The 14,259-nt window shown below is 42.0% G+C and carries 13 protein-coding genes and 1 riboswitch; of the genes, 9 read left to right on the plus strand and 4 right to left on the minus strand.

Annotated features, from left to right (window positions below; genetic code table 11):
* The first annotated feature begins 73 nt into the window (after positions 1 to 73).
* The 6 genes from NQ550_RS02005 to xylB all read left to right on the plus strand — a co-directional run bounded on the left by NQ550_RS02005 (position 74) and on the right by xylB (position 7,130).
* Complete coding sequence (locus NQ550_RS02005) at positions 74 to 1,627, plus strand: ATP-binding protein (RefSeq protein WP_025578940.1); 1,554 nt, start codon at positions 74 to 76, stop codon at positions 1,625 to 1,627.
* A 158-nt stretch (positions 1,628 to 1,785) separates the two neighbouring features.
* Positions 1,786 to 2,223, plus strand: coding sequence for a GatB/YqeY domain-containing protein (locus tag NQ550_RS02010; protein ID WP_025578938.1), 438 nt, complete (start codon positions 1,786 to 1,788; stop codon positions 2,221 to 2,223).
* A 196-nt stretch (positions 2,224 to 2,419) separates the two neighbouring features.
* Entirely contained in the window at positions 2,420 to 3,268 is an 849-nt protein-coding gene (locus NQ550_RS02015) for an AraC family transcriptional regulator (protein WP_025578937.1), read from the plus strand.
* Between the two features lie 94 nt (positions 3,269 to 3,362).
* A complete protein-coding gene (locus tag NQ550_RS02020; protein WP_008708127.1) occupies positions 3,363 to 3,980 on the plus strand; it encodes a DUF4867 family protein in 618 nt (205 codons plus the stop codon).
* Positions 3,981 to 4,095: 115 nt separating this feature from the next.
* Positions 4,096 to 5,580, plus strand: a complete 1,485-nt coding sequence (locus NQ550_RS02025) for an L-fucose/L-arabinose isomerase family protein (protein WP_025578935.1) — start codon at positions 4,096 to 4,098, stop codon at positions 5,578 to 5,580.
* Positions 5,581 to 5,672: 92 nt separating this feature from the next.
* Positions 5,673 to 7,130, plus strand: a complete 1,458-nt coding sequence (gene xylB, locus NQ550_RS02030; protein WP_025578933.1) for a xylulokinase — start codon at positions 5,673 to 5,675, stop codon at positions 7,128 to 7,130.
* Between the two features lie 111 nt (positions 7,131 to 7,241).
* On the opposite strand, the gene NQ550_RS02035 is transcribed toward xylB, so the two are convergent.
* Positions 7,242 to 8,177, minus strand: coding sequence for a LysR family transcriptional regulator (locus NQ550_RS02035; RefSeq protein WP_025578931.1), 936 nt, complete (start codon positions 8,175 to 8,177; stop codon positions 7,242 to 7,244).
* Positions 8,178 to 8,274: 97 nt separating this feature from the next.
* Here NQ550_RS02035 and NQ550_RS02040 point away from each other — a divergent pair, with 97 nt between their 5' ends.
* Complete coding sequence (locus NQ550_RS02040) at positions 8,275 to 9,717, plus strand: aspartate ammonia-lyase (RefSeq protein WP_008708134.1); 1,443 nt, start codon at positions 8,275 to 8,277, stop codon at positions 9,715 to 9,717.
* A gap of 108 nt (positions 9,718 to 9,825) precedes the next feature.
* Here the strand turns inward: NQ550_RS02040 and NQ550_RS02045 are convergent, their stop codons facing one another.
* The 3 genes from NQ550_RS02045 to NQ550_RS22370 all read right to left on the minus strand — a co-directional run bounded on the left by NQ550_RS02045 (position 9,826) and on the right by NQ550_RS22370 (position 12,112).
* The gene (locus tag NQ550_RS02045; protein ID WP_019160643.1) at positions 9,826 to 11,511 is read right to left on the minus strand and encodes a formate--tetrahydrofolate ligase; all 1,686 of its coding nucleotides are present in this window, start codon (positions 11,509 to 11,511) and stop codon (positions 9,826 to 9,828) included.
* A gap of 164 nt (positions 11,512 to 11,675) precedes the next feature.
* Positions 11,676 to 11,761, minus strand: a riboswitch (ZMP/ZTP riboswitch).
* Between the two features lie 170 nt (positions 11,762 to 11,931).
* A complete protein-coding gene (locus tag NQ550_RS22365) occupies positions 11,932 to 12,012 on the minus strand; it encodes a hypothetical protein (protein WP_326929113.1) in 81 nt (26 codons plus the stop codon).
* 46 nt (positions 12,013 to 12,058) lie between these two features.
* Positions 12,059 to 12,112, minus strand: coding sequence for a DUF6783 domain-containing protein (locus NQ550_RS22370; protein WP_319792444.1), 54 nt, complete (start codon positions 12,110 to 12,112; stop codon positions 12,059 to 12,061).
* On the opposite strand from NQ550_RS22370, the gene NQ550_RS22375 reads away from it, so the two are divergent.
* Together NQ550_RS22375 and NQ550_RS02050 are read left to right on the plus strand one after the other, a co-directional pair.
* Positions 12,089 to 12,181 carry a DUF6783 domain-containing protein gene (locus tag NQ550_RS22375; protein ID WP_319792445.1) on the plus strand — a complete coding sequence of 31 codons (93 nt, stop codon included), beginning with the start codon at positions 12,089 to 12,091 and terminating at the stop codon, positions 12,179 to 12,181. The genes NQ550_RS22370 and NQ550_RS22375 overlap by 24 nt on opposite strands.
* Positions 12,182 to 12,800: 619 nt before the next feature.
* Complete coding sequence (locus NQ550_RS02050; protein WP_022380826.1) at positions 12,801 to 14,258, plus strand: aminotransferase class I/II-fold pyridoxal phosphate-dependent enzyme; 1,458 nt, start codon at positions 12,801 to 12,803, stop codon at positions 14,256 to 14,258.
* Position 14,259 lies beyond the last annotated feature (1 nt).

A 14,259-nucleotide genomic window follows, 5' to 3' on the forward strand; every position in this document is an offset into this window, starting at 1 on the left:
CAATTCGTGGATATCAAGGAAATGAGAAAACTGAGTAAAAGTAAGAAGTGTTCAGCAGGAAAGGATTTACATTATGGATATAAAACGAGCAAAACAGGAGATAAAGGACTCAATAGAAGCATACCTTGCGAAGGATGAATTTGGAGAATATCTGATTCCGGCCATACGTCAGAGACCAATTCTCCTTATGGGGGCACCGGGTATTGGAAAGACGCAGATTATGGAACAGATCGCCAGGGAATGTAAGGTAGGTCTGGTATCTTATACTATCACACATCACACCCGTCAGAGTGCAGTAGGACTGCCGTTTATCAAAGAGAAAACCTTTGGTCAGGAGACTTTTTCTGTCACAGAATATACTATGAGTGAGATTATTGCCTCTGTCTATGAAAAGATGGAGAAGACAGGCCTGAAAGAAGGGATTCTTTTTATTGATGAGATTAACTGCGTATCAGAGACCTTGGCGCCTATGATGCTGCAGTTTCTTCAGGGAAAGACATTTGGCAATCAGAAAGTACCGGAAGGATGGGTGATCGTGACAGCAGGAAATCCGCCGGAATACAATAAATCTGTCCGCGAATTTGACGTAGTAACCCTTGACAGAATCAAGAGGATTGATGTGCAGCCGGATTTTGAAGTGTGGAAAGAATATGCCTATGAGCAGGGAATCCATCCGGCTGTTATCTCTTATCTGGAGCTTCGCAGAAAGAATTTCTACAGAATGGAGAACACAGTAGACGGACGGATTTTTGCCACTGCCAGAGGCTGGGAAGATCTTTCAAGGCTGATACAGGTATATGAAACACTGGATAAAGAAGTGGACAGAGAGGTGGTATATCAGTATATCCAGCATCCAATGATCGCAAAAGATTTTGCCGCATATCTGGCATTATACAATAAGTATAAGACAGACTATGCAGTGGAGGATCTGCTTCAGGGTAAATGGACACCCATCACTCTGGGTAAGATCCGCAATGCTTCACTGGATGAGCATCTGAGTATTGTTGGTCTGCTGAACGGAAAGCTCAGCCAGTTATTTGCAGACTGTTATTTTATGGATGCCTATGTGACAAAGCTCTATGGTTACATGACAGAATACAGAGATAACCTTCCGGAAATGACGCTGGAATCCATTTATAAAAAGGCAGAAAATGATTTTCAGACTGCAAAAAAATCTGAGCTTCTCACTAAAAATGAAGAAAAAGTATTTATCCGTACAGTGGATTTTCTTGAGAAATTATGGATAGAACTGAGGGGAGAAACTGGTTCTGAAGATAAAACAGAGAATAATAAAGCTATTGAAATTTCAGAAAAAGATACCTATGAGCAGACAAAAACTGCTTTTACAGCGGAGGCAGACAACCTGGAAACTCAGACAGAATATATCTCTCAGACGCTTCAGAATGTTTTTGATTTTATGGAAGCAGCCTTTGGTGACAGTCAGGAAATGGTAGCTTTTATCACAGAACTGAATGCCAATTATTACAGTCTCTGGTTTATCCGTGAGAATGGTTCAGATCAGTATTACCGTCACAACAAGGGACTACTGTTTGATGACAGACAGAAACTGATCTTGGGACAAATGGAGGAACTGGAGAACACGATGAAGCGGGGACTAAAAAATTAATTTTCATGCCAATTAGCATTGGATTTTCAGATAAATCGTGGTATGCTATGATGAATAGAATTATTATTTGAGTGAAAAATATCAGGAATGCAGGCGCATTTGACTGTGCAGCAGTAGAACGATATGGAATCACTAGAAAAAACGAGGAGGAATATAAAATGGAATTAGAAGTATTAAGAAAAGATATGGTTGCAGCTATGAAAGCCAAAGATAAAGTAACAAAAGAAGCAGTCTCCTCTCTGATCTCTGCAGTAAAAAAAGTAGCGATCGATGAGGGATGCCGTGATGAAATTAAGAGCGATCTGGTGGACAGAGTTATTTTGAAGGAGTTGAAAACTGTAAAAGAACAGCTGGATACCTGTCCGGAGAGCCGCGAGGATCTGAAGGCTGAATATCAGGCAAGGTATGATGTGATTGCCAAATATGCACCAAAACAGATGGATGCAGCAGAGGTAAAGACATATCTGGAAGAAAAATTTGCAGATGTGATTGCAACGAAAAATAAGGGTCAGATCATGAAGGCTGTTATGGCTGATATGAAAGGAAAAGCAGACGGAAAGGTGATTAATCAGGTTGTGGCAGAGCTCTGCAAATAATGTGTTATCTTAACCGAATCAAGTAAGTCCCCTGCTTCAATTGCGAAAAGCAATAAGCAGTGGGTGGGACTATATGAAGAATAGGATCATCCAGCAGATTTGGTATGCAGAAAGCTGGATAGTTATCAAAATAGCCGCAGTATGCTGGAATGTCCGGATACTGCGGTATTTTATTAGGAGGTGAATATATATATATATGGAGTTTCAGCATGAACTGATCATTCCTAATGAGGGATTTCCGTTTAAGGTTTTTCTTTTTGAAGGAGGAAATGGCAATTATGTGCGTGAGAAGCACTGGCATACGTCTGTAGAGATTTTTGCTGTGATGGAGGGGCGCCTGGATTTTTTTGTAAATAAGGATGAATATCCGCTGAAAGCTGGAGAGCAGATAATCATTAATTCCAATGAGATCCACTCTATCCATGCTGTGGAGAAAAATAAAACGGTAGTTCTGCAGATTCCTCTGAAACAGTTTGAGAATTATTTTACTGCCCAGAGATATATCCGTTTTCGGGGGCAGGAGGAGCTGGTGGATAAGAAACTGGCTTCTTTGCTTCGTAAATTATATCATGTGTATTCCGAGCGGAAAATTGGATATGAGTTCCGGACAATTTCTATTTTTTACGAGATCATGTATATCCTGGTGAAGGATTACCGTGTGACAGAGACCAGGGAGAAGGACATCCGACACAGCCGCCGTCTGGATGCATTGTCAAAAATCACCACATATATGCGTGAACATTACAGGGAGGAACTGAAGCTTTCTGATGTGGCGGCTACTTTTGGATACTCGGATGCATATTTGTCGCGAATGTTCCAAAAATATGCAAAAATAAACTATAAAACCTATCTGCAGGATATTCGTATGGCATATGCGTACAGAGATTTGCTGAATACAGACCATACGATTAGTCAGATTGCACTAGATAATGGATTCTGCAGCAGCAGGGGTTTTTCCGGGGAATTTCAGAAAAGATATGGGGTACTTCCAAGTGAGATGCGAAAACAGATAAATGAAAAAGGTCAAAAAAACGCTATAGATTAGACAAGAAAACTGGCGAAAAGTACCATTTATTCTGATATATTCTAAGCACAGTCAAGAAAACGTAATATCTACAGAATATAAGGAGGTTTTTGAAGTGAAAATTCAGAATGTAACAGATGCTTCCTTCCGTAAATATGGAAAGGTGCTTGAAGGGTATGACTTCAGTGCTCTTCTCAAAGAAATGAAACATACACCGGTTCCGGATGATGTGGTTTATGTACCATCTGTTGAGGAGCTGGAAGCTCTGGATGTAGCAAAAGCACTGCAGAATAAAGGATTTGGCGGAATCCCGATCGAAATTGGATACTGCAACGGACATAATAAGAAATTAAATGCAGTAGAATATCACCGCAGTTCAGAGATCAATGTAGCGGTAACAGATCTGGTGTTGCTTATCGGAAGCCAGCAGGATATCACAGATGATTTTACATATGATACTTCTAAGATCGAAGCATTCCTGGTACCTGCAGGAACAGGTATTGAAGTATATGCAACTACACTTCATTATGCGCCATGCAATGTACAGGATGGCGGTTTCCAGTGTGTAGTCGTACTTCCGGCAGGAACCAATACAGATCTTACATTTGAGACAGCTAAGACAGGCGAGGACAGCCTGCTGACAGCTAAGAACAAATGGCTCATTGCACATGAAGATGCGGCAATCGAGGGTGCAGTAAACGGACTTCGTGGAGAGAATATCACCATTGACTGATAGCAAATCTCGGTCTGAGTACTGCTGACAGAAATAGATGAGGTAATGAATGAAACCCCAAATAAATAATAAATTAACCCCAAAATCGTATTAAGAAAAAGGAGAATCTATCATGATCGATAACATGCCAAAAGTAAAAGTCGGAATTGTAGCAGTAAGCCGTGACTGTTTCCCGGAAAGCCTTTCCGTAAACAGAAGAAAAGCACTTGTAGAGGCTTATACAAAGAAATATGATGCAGCAGACATTTATGAATGTCCGATCTGTATCGTAGAGAGCGAGATCCATATGGTTCAGGCTCTTGAAGATATCAAGAAAGCGGGATGTAATGCACTTTGTGTATATCTTGGAAACTTCGGACCGGAAATTTCCGAAACACTTCTTGCAAAGCATTTCGAAGGACCGAAGATGTTCTGTGCAGCAGCAGAAGAAACACAGGATAATCTGATCCAGGGACGTGGAGATGCATACTGCGGTATGTTAAATGCAAGCTATAACTTACAGCTTCGCAATGTAAAAGCATATATTCCGGAATACCCGGTTGGTGACGCAGAAGACTGCGCAGATATGATCCATGATTTCCTTCCGATCGCAAGAGCAGTAGAAGGACTCAGCAACTTAAAGATCATCAGCTTCGGACCTCGTCCCACAAACTTCCTTGCTTGTAATGCACCGATCAAACAGCTTTACAACCTTGGAGTTGAGATTGAAGAGAATTCCGAACTTGACCTGTTTGAAGCATTCAACAAACATGCCGGAGATGAGAGAATCCCTGCAATTGTTAAAGAAATGGAAGAAGAACTGGGTGCAGGAAACAAGAAACCTGAGATTCTTGCAAAACTTGCTCAGTATGAACTGACTCTGAAGGACTGGGTAGAGGCTCACAGAGGATATCGTAAATATGTAACCTTAACAGGAAAATGCTGGCCTGCATTCCAGACACAGTTTGGATTTGTTCCTTGCTACGTAAACAGCCGTCTGACTGCTCAGGGCATTCCGGTATCTTGCGAAGTTGATATTTATGGTACATTAAGTGAGTTCATTGGAACTGTTGTAAGCCAGGATACAGTTACACTGCTTGACATCAACAACTCTGTACCGAAGGATATGTACAAAGAGTCTATTGAGGGCAAATTTGATTACACACTGAAAGATACATTTATGGGATTCCACTGCGGAAATACAGCTTCCAGCAAGCTTTCTTTCTGTGAGATGAAGTATCAGATGATCATGGCAAGATCTCTTCCGGTAGAAGTTACAAACGGAACTCTTGAAGGAGATATTGTTCCTGGAGATATCACTTTCTATCGTCTGCAGAGCACTGCTGATAACAAACTCCGCGGATATATTGCACACGGTGAAGTTCTTCCGGTTGCAACAAAATCTTTCGGTGCGATCGGCGTATTTGCAATTCCTGAAATGGGACGTTTCTACCGTCATGTACTGATTGAGGGAGGATATCCACATCACGGAGCAGTTGCATTCGGACATTATGGAAAAGCTTTGTTTGAAGTATTCAAATACATCGGTGTTCCGGTTGAAGAGATCGGATACAACCAGCCGGCAGGTGTAAGATACCCGACAGAAAATCCATGGGGTTAATTCAGATAAACAGACTGACACTATAAATTTTAATACATCCCGGGGGTTTACCCTGGGATGTATTAGATTAGAAATAGAAAAGGAGAGCACTTATGTATTATATCGGTATTGATCTTGGTACTTCCGCTGTAAAACTTCTTCTTATGGAAGAATCAGGAAAAATCTGTAACATCGTATCCAGAGAATATCCTTTATTCTTCCCACATCCGGGCTGGTCTGAGCAGAAACCGGAAGACTGGTTTGCGCAGAGTATGGAAGGCATGAAAGAGCTGACAAAGGATATCGACAGAGCGCAGGTAGCAGGAATTGGTTTTGGCGGCCAGATGCATGGTCTGGTAACACTTGACAAGGATGATAATGTGATCCGTCCTGCAATCCTCTGGAATGACGGACGTACAGGCGAAGAGACAGAATATCTGAATACAGTGATCGGAAAAGACAAACTTTCACAGTATACAGCAAATATTGCTTTCGCAGGCTTCACAGCACCGAAGATCCTCTGGATGCAGAAAAATGAGCCTGAGAACTTTAAGAAGGTAGTAAAGATTATGCTTCCTAAGGATTATCTGGCATATCGTCTGTCCGGTTCTTTTTGTACAGATGTTTCTGATGCTTCCGGTATGCTTCTTCTTGATGTGAAGAACCGCTGCTGGTCAAAAGAAATGTTGGAGATCTGTGGAATCACAGAAGAGCAGCTTCCGAAACTGTATGAGAGTTGGGAAGTAGTAGGAACTCTGAAACCTGAGATTGCGAAAGAACTTGGATTCAGTGAGAATGTAAAAGTTGTTGCAGGTGCAGGTGACAATGCGGCAGCTGCTGTAGGAACAGGTACAGTTGGTGACGGTCAGTGTAATATTTCTCTTGGAACATCCGGAACTGTGTTTATTTCCAGTAAAAACTTTGGTGTGGACGAAAATAACGCACTTCATTCTTTCTGTCATGCAGATGGAAGCTATCATCTGATGGGATGCATGCTCAGCGCAGCTTCCTGTAACAAATGGTGGGCAGAGGAGATTCTTCAGACAAAGGATTTCGCAGCAGAGCAGGCTCCAATTCAGAAGCTGGGAGAGAATCATGTATTCTTCCTTCCATATTTGATGGGAGAACGTTCACCTCATAATAATCCTGATGCAAGAGGTGTATTCTTCGGAATGTCCATGGACAGCACAAGAGCAGACATGACACAGGCTGTTCTGGAAGGTGTTGCCTTTGGTCTTCGTGATTCCCTGGAAGTTGCAAGAAACCTTGGAATCAAGATTGAGAGAACCAAGATCTGCGGTGGTGGAGCTAAGAGCCCACTGTGGAAGAAGATCATTGCAAACGTTATGAACCTGAAGGTTGATGTTCTGGAGAACGAAGAAGGACCGTCCATGGGTGGAGCTATGCTGGCAGCAGTAGGCTGTGGTGCTTACCCGGATGTAGAAACCATCGGTAAGAAATTTGCCAAAGTTGTTGATACGGTAGAACCGGATCCTGAACTGGTTGCAAAATATGAAGAGAGATATCAGAAGTTCAGAACTCTGTATCCGGCGATGAAGCCATTGTTCTAATCGAATATCTGCCTGACATACTGGGGTTGTTGTGCTTATTTAGCACAACAACCCCATTTTGACGTACATCTGATGATGACCAATCACCATAGCCTATTTGATTATGACATATCAGGAAAAGGGCAGCTTCAGGAATTCTTCCATGGCTCTGCTGATATAGCGGCCTTTCTTCCAGTAAAAAAACACAGTGCGTTTACTGCTCTGACCGGGCAGCTTATAAAAAACAAGTTCTGAATTTGTTGGAACTCTGGAGAGCAGAAGATCCCCGATGAAAGTGATACCCATTCCCAAACATGCAATATTATAGGCAGTCATCTGCTGATCCAGGCGAAATACTACAGAAGGCGAAAAGTGATTTTCCTGACAAATGGTAAGTGCACGCTTACCGGTATCATTATCTGAACGAAGAATAATAAATGGTTCGTTCTCGAATTTGTTTAATGGAACAGAAGGAATATGAGAAGAACGGAACTGCCCGTTCCGGATTTCCTCAATAGGAATCTGATATTCCTGCAGTCTGGTATTTACTGAATAATTTTTGGGAACCGCTAGAAGAAGTTGTTCTTTCTGGTAGATATAATGTTCAAAAATCTGGTTATCCAGAATACAGTTATCAATTACCAGATCTAACTTTCCGGCCTGGAGAAACTGGGATAGCTTTGCTGTACTTTCTTCTACAAGAGAAATTTGAACATGGGGGAATTTTTGGGAAAAATCAGCAATAAGGGGAGGCAGAATCCACGAAGAAAAAAAGTTACTGCCACCTACATTAAGAGTTCCTGTTTTGAGATTTCCCAGATCCAGTAGGTAGTTTTCGAGATTATTTTCAATATCCATGACTTTTTCAACAGCCTGTATATAATGTTTTCCAACTTCAGTTAACTGCAAAGGTTTGGTACTTCGATCAAAAATAGGATAGCCAATACGGTTTTCCACACGTTTTACATTGGCGCTTAAAGAAGGCTGCGAAATGAAAAGAGCAGCAGCAGCTTTGGAAAAGCTTTTTTCCTTGTAGACCTCATAGATGTATTCCATTCCCTGAAACATATAAACTCCTCCAATATATAATTTAAACACTATATATTTTATAAAAATATATGTATTTGATTATATTATAGCAGAGATATATAATGAGGGCAAATACATGGGAGGGCGAATAACTATGAAAAAAACAGACTATCGTGTAGAAAGGGATTCTATTGGTGTAAAGGATATTCCGGAAGATGTATATTATGGAGTACAATCCTTACGTGCGGCTGAAAATTTCCACATTACGGGGCTGAATATGCATCCGGAAATTATTAACAGTCTTGCATACATAAAAAAAGCAGCAGCGATAACCAATTGTGAGGTGGGGCTTCTTGAGAAGAAAAAAGCACAGGCGATTGTCCAGGCATGTGATGAAATTGTTTCAGGAAAATTCCATAATGAATTTATTGTGGATCCTGTTCAGGGAGGAGCTGGCACATCTTTAAATATGAATGCCAATGAAGTAATTGCAAATCGCGCGATTGAGATACTGGGAGGAAAAAAGGGCGATTATACAATTATAAATCCTAACGATGATGTGAATTGTGGACAGTCTACCAATGACGTTATTCCTACTGCCGGTAAAATGACTTCTCTTCGTTTGTTGCAGAATCTGAAAAAACAGCTTCTTCGCCTCTATGATGCTCTTAATGAAAAAGCTACAGAGTTTGATCACATAATAAAAATGGGGCGTACACAGATGCAGGATGCAGTACCAATTCGTCTGGGACAGGAATTTAAGGCATATTCGGTAGCAATCATGCGTGATATCCACAGAATGGATAAAGCAATGGATGAAATGCGGACTCTTAATATGGGAGGTACTGCTATTGGAACAGGAATTAATGCAGATGAGGGCTATCTGAGAAGAATTGTTCCAAATCTCACTGAAATATCGGGAATGGACTTTATACAGGCTTTTGATCTGATTGATTCCACTCAGAATCTGGATCCATTTGTAGCCGTTTCCGGTGCTGTGAAAGCATGTGCGGTAACTCTTTCCAAAATGTCAAATGATCTCCGTCTGATGTCCTCCGGTCCACGTACTGGTTTTGGGGAGATTAATCTTCCGGCAAAACAGAATGGTTCCTCTATTATGCCAGGTAAAGTTAATCCGGTTATTCCTGAAGTAGTGAATCAGGTTGCTTTTAATATTATTGGTAATGATGTTACCATTACCATGGCTGCAGAGGCTGGTCAGCTGGAATTAAATGCGTTTGAGCCGATTATTTTCTATTGCATGTTCCAGTCTATCGATACTCTTGGCTATGCAGTCCAGACATTGGTGGATAATTGTATTGTAGGAATTACGGCAAATGAAGAAAGATGCCGTTATCTGGTAGAAAACAGTGTAGGTATTATCACTGCAATCAGCCCCCATCTTGGATATCAGAAGGCTGCGGATATTGCAAAAAAGGCAATTAAGACAGGTGAATCTGTAAGAAGTCTGATTCTGAAAGAAAAGCTTATGGACGAGGATGAACTTAATCGCATTCTGGATCCGATCCATATGACGGAACCTGGTATTTCCGGAAAAGATTATCTTATAAAAAAATAAAGAAAAAAACAGGCGGGAAAATCTTCCCGCCTGTAAAATCGTCTGGACACATATCATATATAAATATGATTTTTATATTTTTGAATTATTCGATTGATTTCAACTGGATTAGAACAGACCTGTGATCTTACCTGTCTCGTCTACATCGATTCTCTCAGCAGCCGGAACTTTAGGAAGACCTGGCATTGTCATGATCTCGCCTGTAAGAGCTACGATGAATCCTGCACCAGCGGAAATCTTCAGGTTACGTACTGTAACTTCGAAGTCAGTAGGAGCACCCAGTTTGGTCTGGTCATCTGTTAAGCTGTACTGAGTCTTAGCTACACAGATCGGGCAGTTGCCGAATCCAAGAGCTTCTAACTGTTTCGCCTGTTTCTGAGCGTTAGCTGTCAGAACTACTTTCTTACCGCCATATACTTTCTGAACGATCTGGTTCAGTTTGTCTTCGATAGAACCTTCCAGTTCATATGCATAGGAGAAGTCGTTTGGTTCTTCAACAAGACGGATAACTTCTTCTGCAAGTTTGATTCCGCCTTCGCCGCCTTTTGCCCATACTTCAGAAAGAGCAACGTTAACGCCCAGTTCTTTACATTTAGCTTCTACAAAGTCAAGCTCTGCTTTTGTATCTGTAGGGAATGCGTTGATAGCAACAACACATGGAAGTTTGTATACGTTTTTGATGTTGGAAACGTGTTTTAACAGGTTCGGGATACCTTTTTCAAGAGCTTCCAGGTTTTCATTGTTAAGGTCAGCTTTAGCAACGCCGCCGTTGTATTTCAGGGCACGTACTGTAGCTACGATTACAACTGCGCTTGGTTTTAAACCAGCCATACGGCATTTGATATCAAGGAATTTCTCAGCACCAAGGTCAGCACCGAAACCAGCTTCTGTGATTGCATAATCAGCAAGCTTCATAGCCATCTTTGTAGCTGTTACAGAGTTACATCCATGAGCGATGTTTGCGAATGGTCCGCCATGTACGATTGCAGGAACGTGTTCCAGAGTCTGTACAAGGTTTGGTTTCAGAGCATCTTTTAACAGGGCTGTCATAGCGCCTTCTGCGTGAAGGTCACCTGCTGTTACAGGTTTCTGCTCGGAAACTTTTCCGTATGTATATCCGATGATGATCTTGGATAATCTTTCTTTCAGGTCTTTGATGTCGCTTGCAAGACAGAGAACTGCCATGATTTCAGATGCAACTGTGATGTCGTATCCGTCTTCACGAGGCATACCGTTTGTTCTTCCGCCAAGGCCGTCTACTACGTTACGAAGCTGACGGTCGTTCATATCCACACATCTTCTCCATGTGATCTTACGTGGGTCAATGTTTAATGCGTTGCCCTGGAAGATATGGTTATCGATCATAGCTGCCAGTAAGTTGTTAGCTGCGCCGATTGCATGGAAGTCACCTGTGAAGTGAAGGTTGATGTCTTCCATAGGAACAACCTGTGCATATCCGCCGCCTGCTGCACCGCCTTTAACACCGAATACCGGTCCTAAGGATGGCTCACGAAGAGCTACCATAACACTCTTGCCAAGTCTCTGCATACCATCTGCAAGACCTACAGTAGTAGTAGTTTTACCTTCTCCTGCAGGAGTTGGGTTGATAGCTGTAACGAGGATTAATTTTCCGTCCTTCTTATCGCTTTCTTTCAGAAGATTGTAGTCGATTTTTGCTTTGTATTTTCCGTACTGCTCCAGATATTTGTCGTCAATACCTGCTTTTTCTGCAATCTGAGTAATTGGAAGCATCTCGCATTCCTGTGCAATTTCAATGTCTGATTTGAATCCCATAATTGTTTTTCTCCTTTCGTTTCCGCATAACATGAAAAACTTCTGTTGCTGTTCACTCCGCGATCAGCAACAATTATTAATTGAAAGAAGTATTGGCCGATCTGCCTGGTATTCCTGATTTCTGCCCTGAAAGTTATAAAAAAAGGCCAGTATCTGAATATTTCAAATACTGCCCAGACGGTCGGCTCCCACAAACCTCCGACTCCACGTGGTTTGCACTCCACTCTTTCCGTCAGTACTCGAAGGTTCTTTCAATTGATGAATACAATATATCATTTTGAGAAAAAAATGTCAAGAAAATTTTTGTTGAAACGTCAAAAAATGTGAGTAAACTGGATAAAAGTTGTGCAAATTGATAAGAGAAGAGAATCGTAATCCCTGGTAATGAAAGAAAATACGTTTTCTCAAGGGAAGAAATTGTTAAAAAATAGACACAGTTTTCCCTGATAAATGAAGAAAATATAAAAAGCGGGTAAAGCTAGAGCGTGTCTGAAAAATCATTCCCGCAATCTGCACGCCCCCACTTTGCGGGATATTTCACCCGAATTCAGTTGCCGTAGCCCGCTACGGCGCCCTCATCCGGGCAAAATATCCCACAAATTGTGACGCACATCTTGCAGAAAGCCTTTTTCAGACACGCTCTAGTGCAAAATATGGAAAATGGAATTGACAACAGTTCAGAAGATATGTTATTCTCATCTTTAGTATGAAAAGACACTATCGTTTTCATGCAAATATTTGCTCACATTCAGAGACAGTTTCTGAATGTTAAGCCATACGGACAGGCGGGGCAGTTGCCGGGTGGGAGACACCACATTATTGATTGAGTTAGAAGCTCAAATTTTATAAGTTGATTACTTTATAATAATCAGTGCGTAAGCACACATCATCTTGTGAAACGGTCAATAAGAGCATAGCATATATTTGCCAGCGATTGAAGACGACAGCAGTCATGAATATTTCAGAATACGGGAACAGGCACAGGATACAGACGGATTTATACGGGAAATCCGGTCAGTATATAAAGAGACAGAGCCTGAGAAATTCTATAGATCATGAGAGAAGCAGATGGTGAATGAACTTATCTGCTTCTTTTTTTGTGCAGATATAGCAAATATAAAGGATATGGTTGGAGATAAACGTTTTGCGAGGATGTGTCTCACATGCGTTCGACTTGAATATATAGAGAAATAATTGAATCATTGTGCCGGTTTGAGGCAGTATACAATTGCTGAATGATAGAACTGTATTTGCCGGTACATGACGACAGGAAAAGAGGAACATGTCAAATGGATTATGAAAGACAACAGCATGCGCCCATATATGAAGCACTGGAACGTTTCCGAAAGAAGAGAGTCGTTCCCTTTGATGTGCCGGGACATAAAAGAGGAAGAGGAAATCCGGAGCTTGCACAGTTGCTGGGAGAGAAATGTGTGGGGCTGGATGTTAATTCTATGAAGCCGCTGGACAATCTCTGCCACCCGGTTTCGGTGATCAGAGAAGCGGAGGAGCTTGCAGCAGATGCTTTTGGCGCAGCGCATGCATTCCTTATGGTAGGAGGAACCACATCTGCAGTGCAGAGCATGATCCTGTCTGTCTGCAAGGCAGGGGATAAGATCATTCTGCCGCGAAATGTACATAAAAGTGCCATCAATGCCCTGGTACTGTGCGGTGCAATTCCGGTTTATGTAAACCCGGAGGTGAATGCGCAGCTGGGCATTTCCCTTGGCATGGAAGTCAGTCAGGTGGAGAAGGCTATGGATGAGAATCCGGATGCGGTGGCAGTTCTTGTAAATAACCCTACCTATTATGGAATTTGTTCGGATCTGCGGACTATCGTAAAGAAGGCTCATGCAAGAGGAATGAAGGTGCTGGCAGATGAGGCTCATGGAACCCATCTTTATTTCGGCAGAAACCTTCCTGTATCCGGAATGGCGGCAGGTGCTGACATGGCGGCAGTTTCCATGCACAAATCCGGCGGAAGTCTGACACAGAGTTCGCTGCTGCTTTTGAATAAGAGTATGAATGCAGAGAAAGTGCGCCAGATCATCAATCTGACTCAGACCACAAGCGCTTCTTATCTTCTGTTGTCCAGTCTGGATATCTCCAGAAGAAATCTGGCACTCAGAGGAGAGGAATCCTTTGAAAAGGTTGCAGGGATGGCGCAGTATGCCAGAGAGGAGATCAATGAGATCGGCGGTTATTATGCATATGGTATGGATCTGATCAATGGAACCAGTGTTTTTGATTTTGATGTTACAAAACTCTCCATTTATACACTGGGAAATGGGCTGGCAGGTATTGAAGTTTATGATCTTCTCAGAGATGAATATGATATTCAGATCGAGTTTGGAGATATCTGTAATATTCTGGCTTACATTTCCATTGGAGACAGGCTTCAGGATATTGAGAGGCTGGTAGGGGCATTGGCTGATATTGAACGTCTGTATAAGAAGGACAGCACAGGTATGCTTTCCGGGGAATATATCGCACCTGCAGTGGTGGCGTCTCCACAGCAGGCATTTTATGCGGAGAAAGAATCTCTGCCCATGGAACAGGCGGCAGGCAGGATCAGCGGTGAATTTGTTATGTGTTATCCTCCGGGAATCCCGATTCTTGCTCCTGGAGAAATGGTGACACAGGAAATTGTAGAATACATTCTTTATGCAAGAGACAAAGGCTGTTCCATGCAGGGAATGGAGGATCCGAAGGTAGAACATCTTCAGGTCCTGAAAGGGGGTATCTGAT

The organism is Blautia wexlerae DSM 19850 (genome assembly GCF_025148125.1).
In the GTDB taxonomy this organism is placed as follows: domain Bacteria; phylum Bacillota; class Clostridia; order Lachnospirales; family Lachnospiraceae; genus Blautia_A; species Blautia_A wexlerae.

What these genes read in the sequence shown, in the direction of transcription:
- NQ550_RS02005 (WP_025578940.1), top strand. Translation starts at nt 74, where the DNA reads ATGGATATAAAACGAGCAAAACAGGAGATAAAGGACTCAATAGAAGCA.
- NQ550_RS02015 (WP_025578937.1), top strand. Translation starts at nt 2,420, where the DNA reads ATGGAGTTTCAGCATGAACTGATCATTCCTAATGAGGGATTTCCGTTT.
- NQ550_RS02010 (WP_025578938.1), top strand. Translation starts at nt 1,786, where the DNA reads ATGGAATTAGAAGTATTAAGAAAAGATATGGTTGCAGCTATGAAAGCC.
- xylB (WP_025578933.1), top strand. Translation starts at nt 5,673, where the DNA reads ATGTATTATATCGGTATTGATCTTGGTACTTCCGCTGTAAAACTTCTT.
- NQ550_RS02050 (WP_022380826.1), top strand. Translation starts at nt 12,801, where the DNA reads ATGGATTATGAAAGACAACAGCATGCGCCCATATATGAAGCACTGGAA.
- NQ550_RS02045 (WP_019160643.1), bottom strand. Translation starts at nt 11,511, where the DNA reads ATGGGATTCAAATCAGACATTGAAATTGCACAGGAATGCGAGATGCTT.
- NQ550_RS02040 (WP_008708134.1), top strand. Translation starts at nt 8,275, where the DNA reads ATGGGAGGGCGAATAACTATGAAAAAAACAGACTATCGTGTAGAAAGG.
- NQ550_RS22365 (WP_326929113.1), bottom strand. Translation starts at nt 12,012, where the DNA reads ATGATTTTTCAGACACGCTCTAGCTTTACCCGCTTTTTATATTTTCTT.
- NQ550_RS02035 (WP_025578931.1), bottom strand. Translation starts at nt 8,177, where the DNA reads ATGTTTCAGGGAATGGAATACATCTATGAGGTCTACAAGGAAAAAAGC.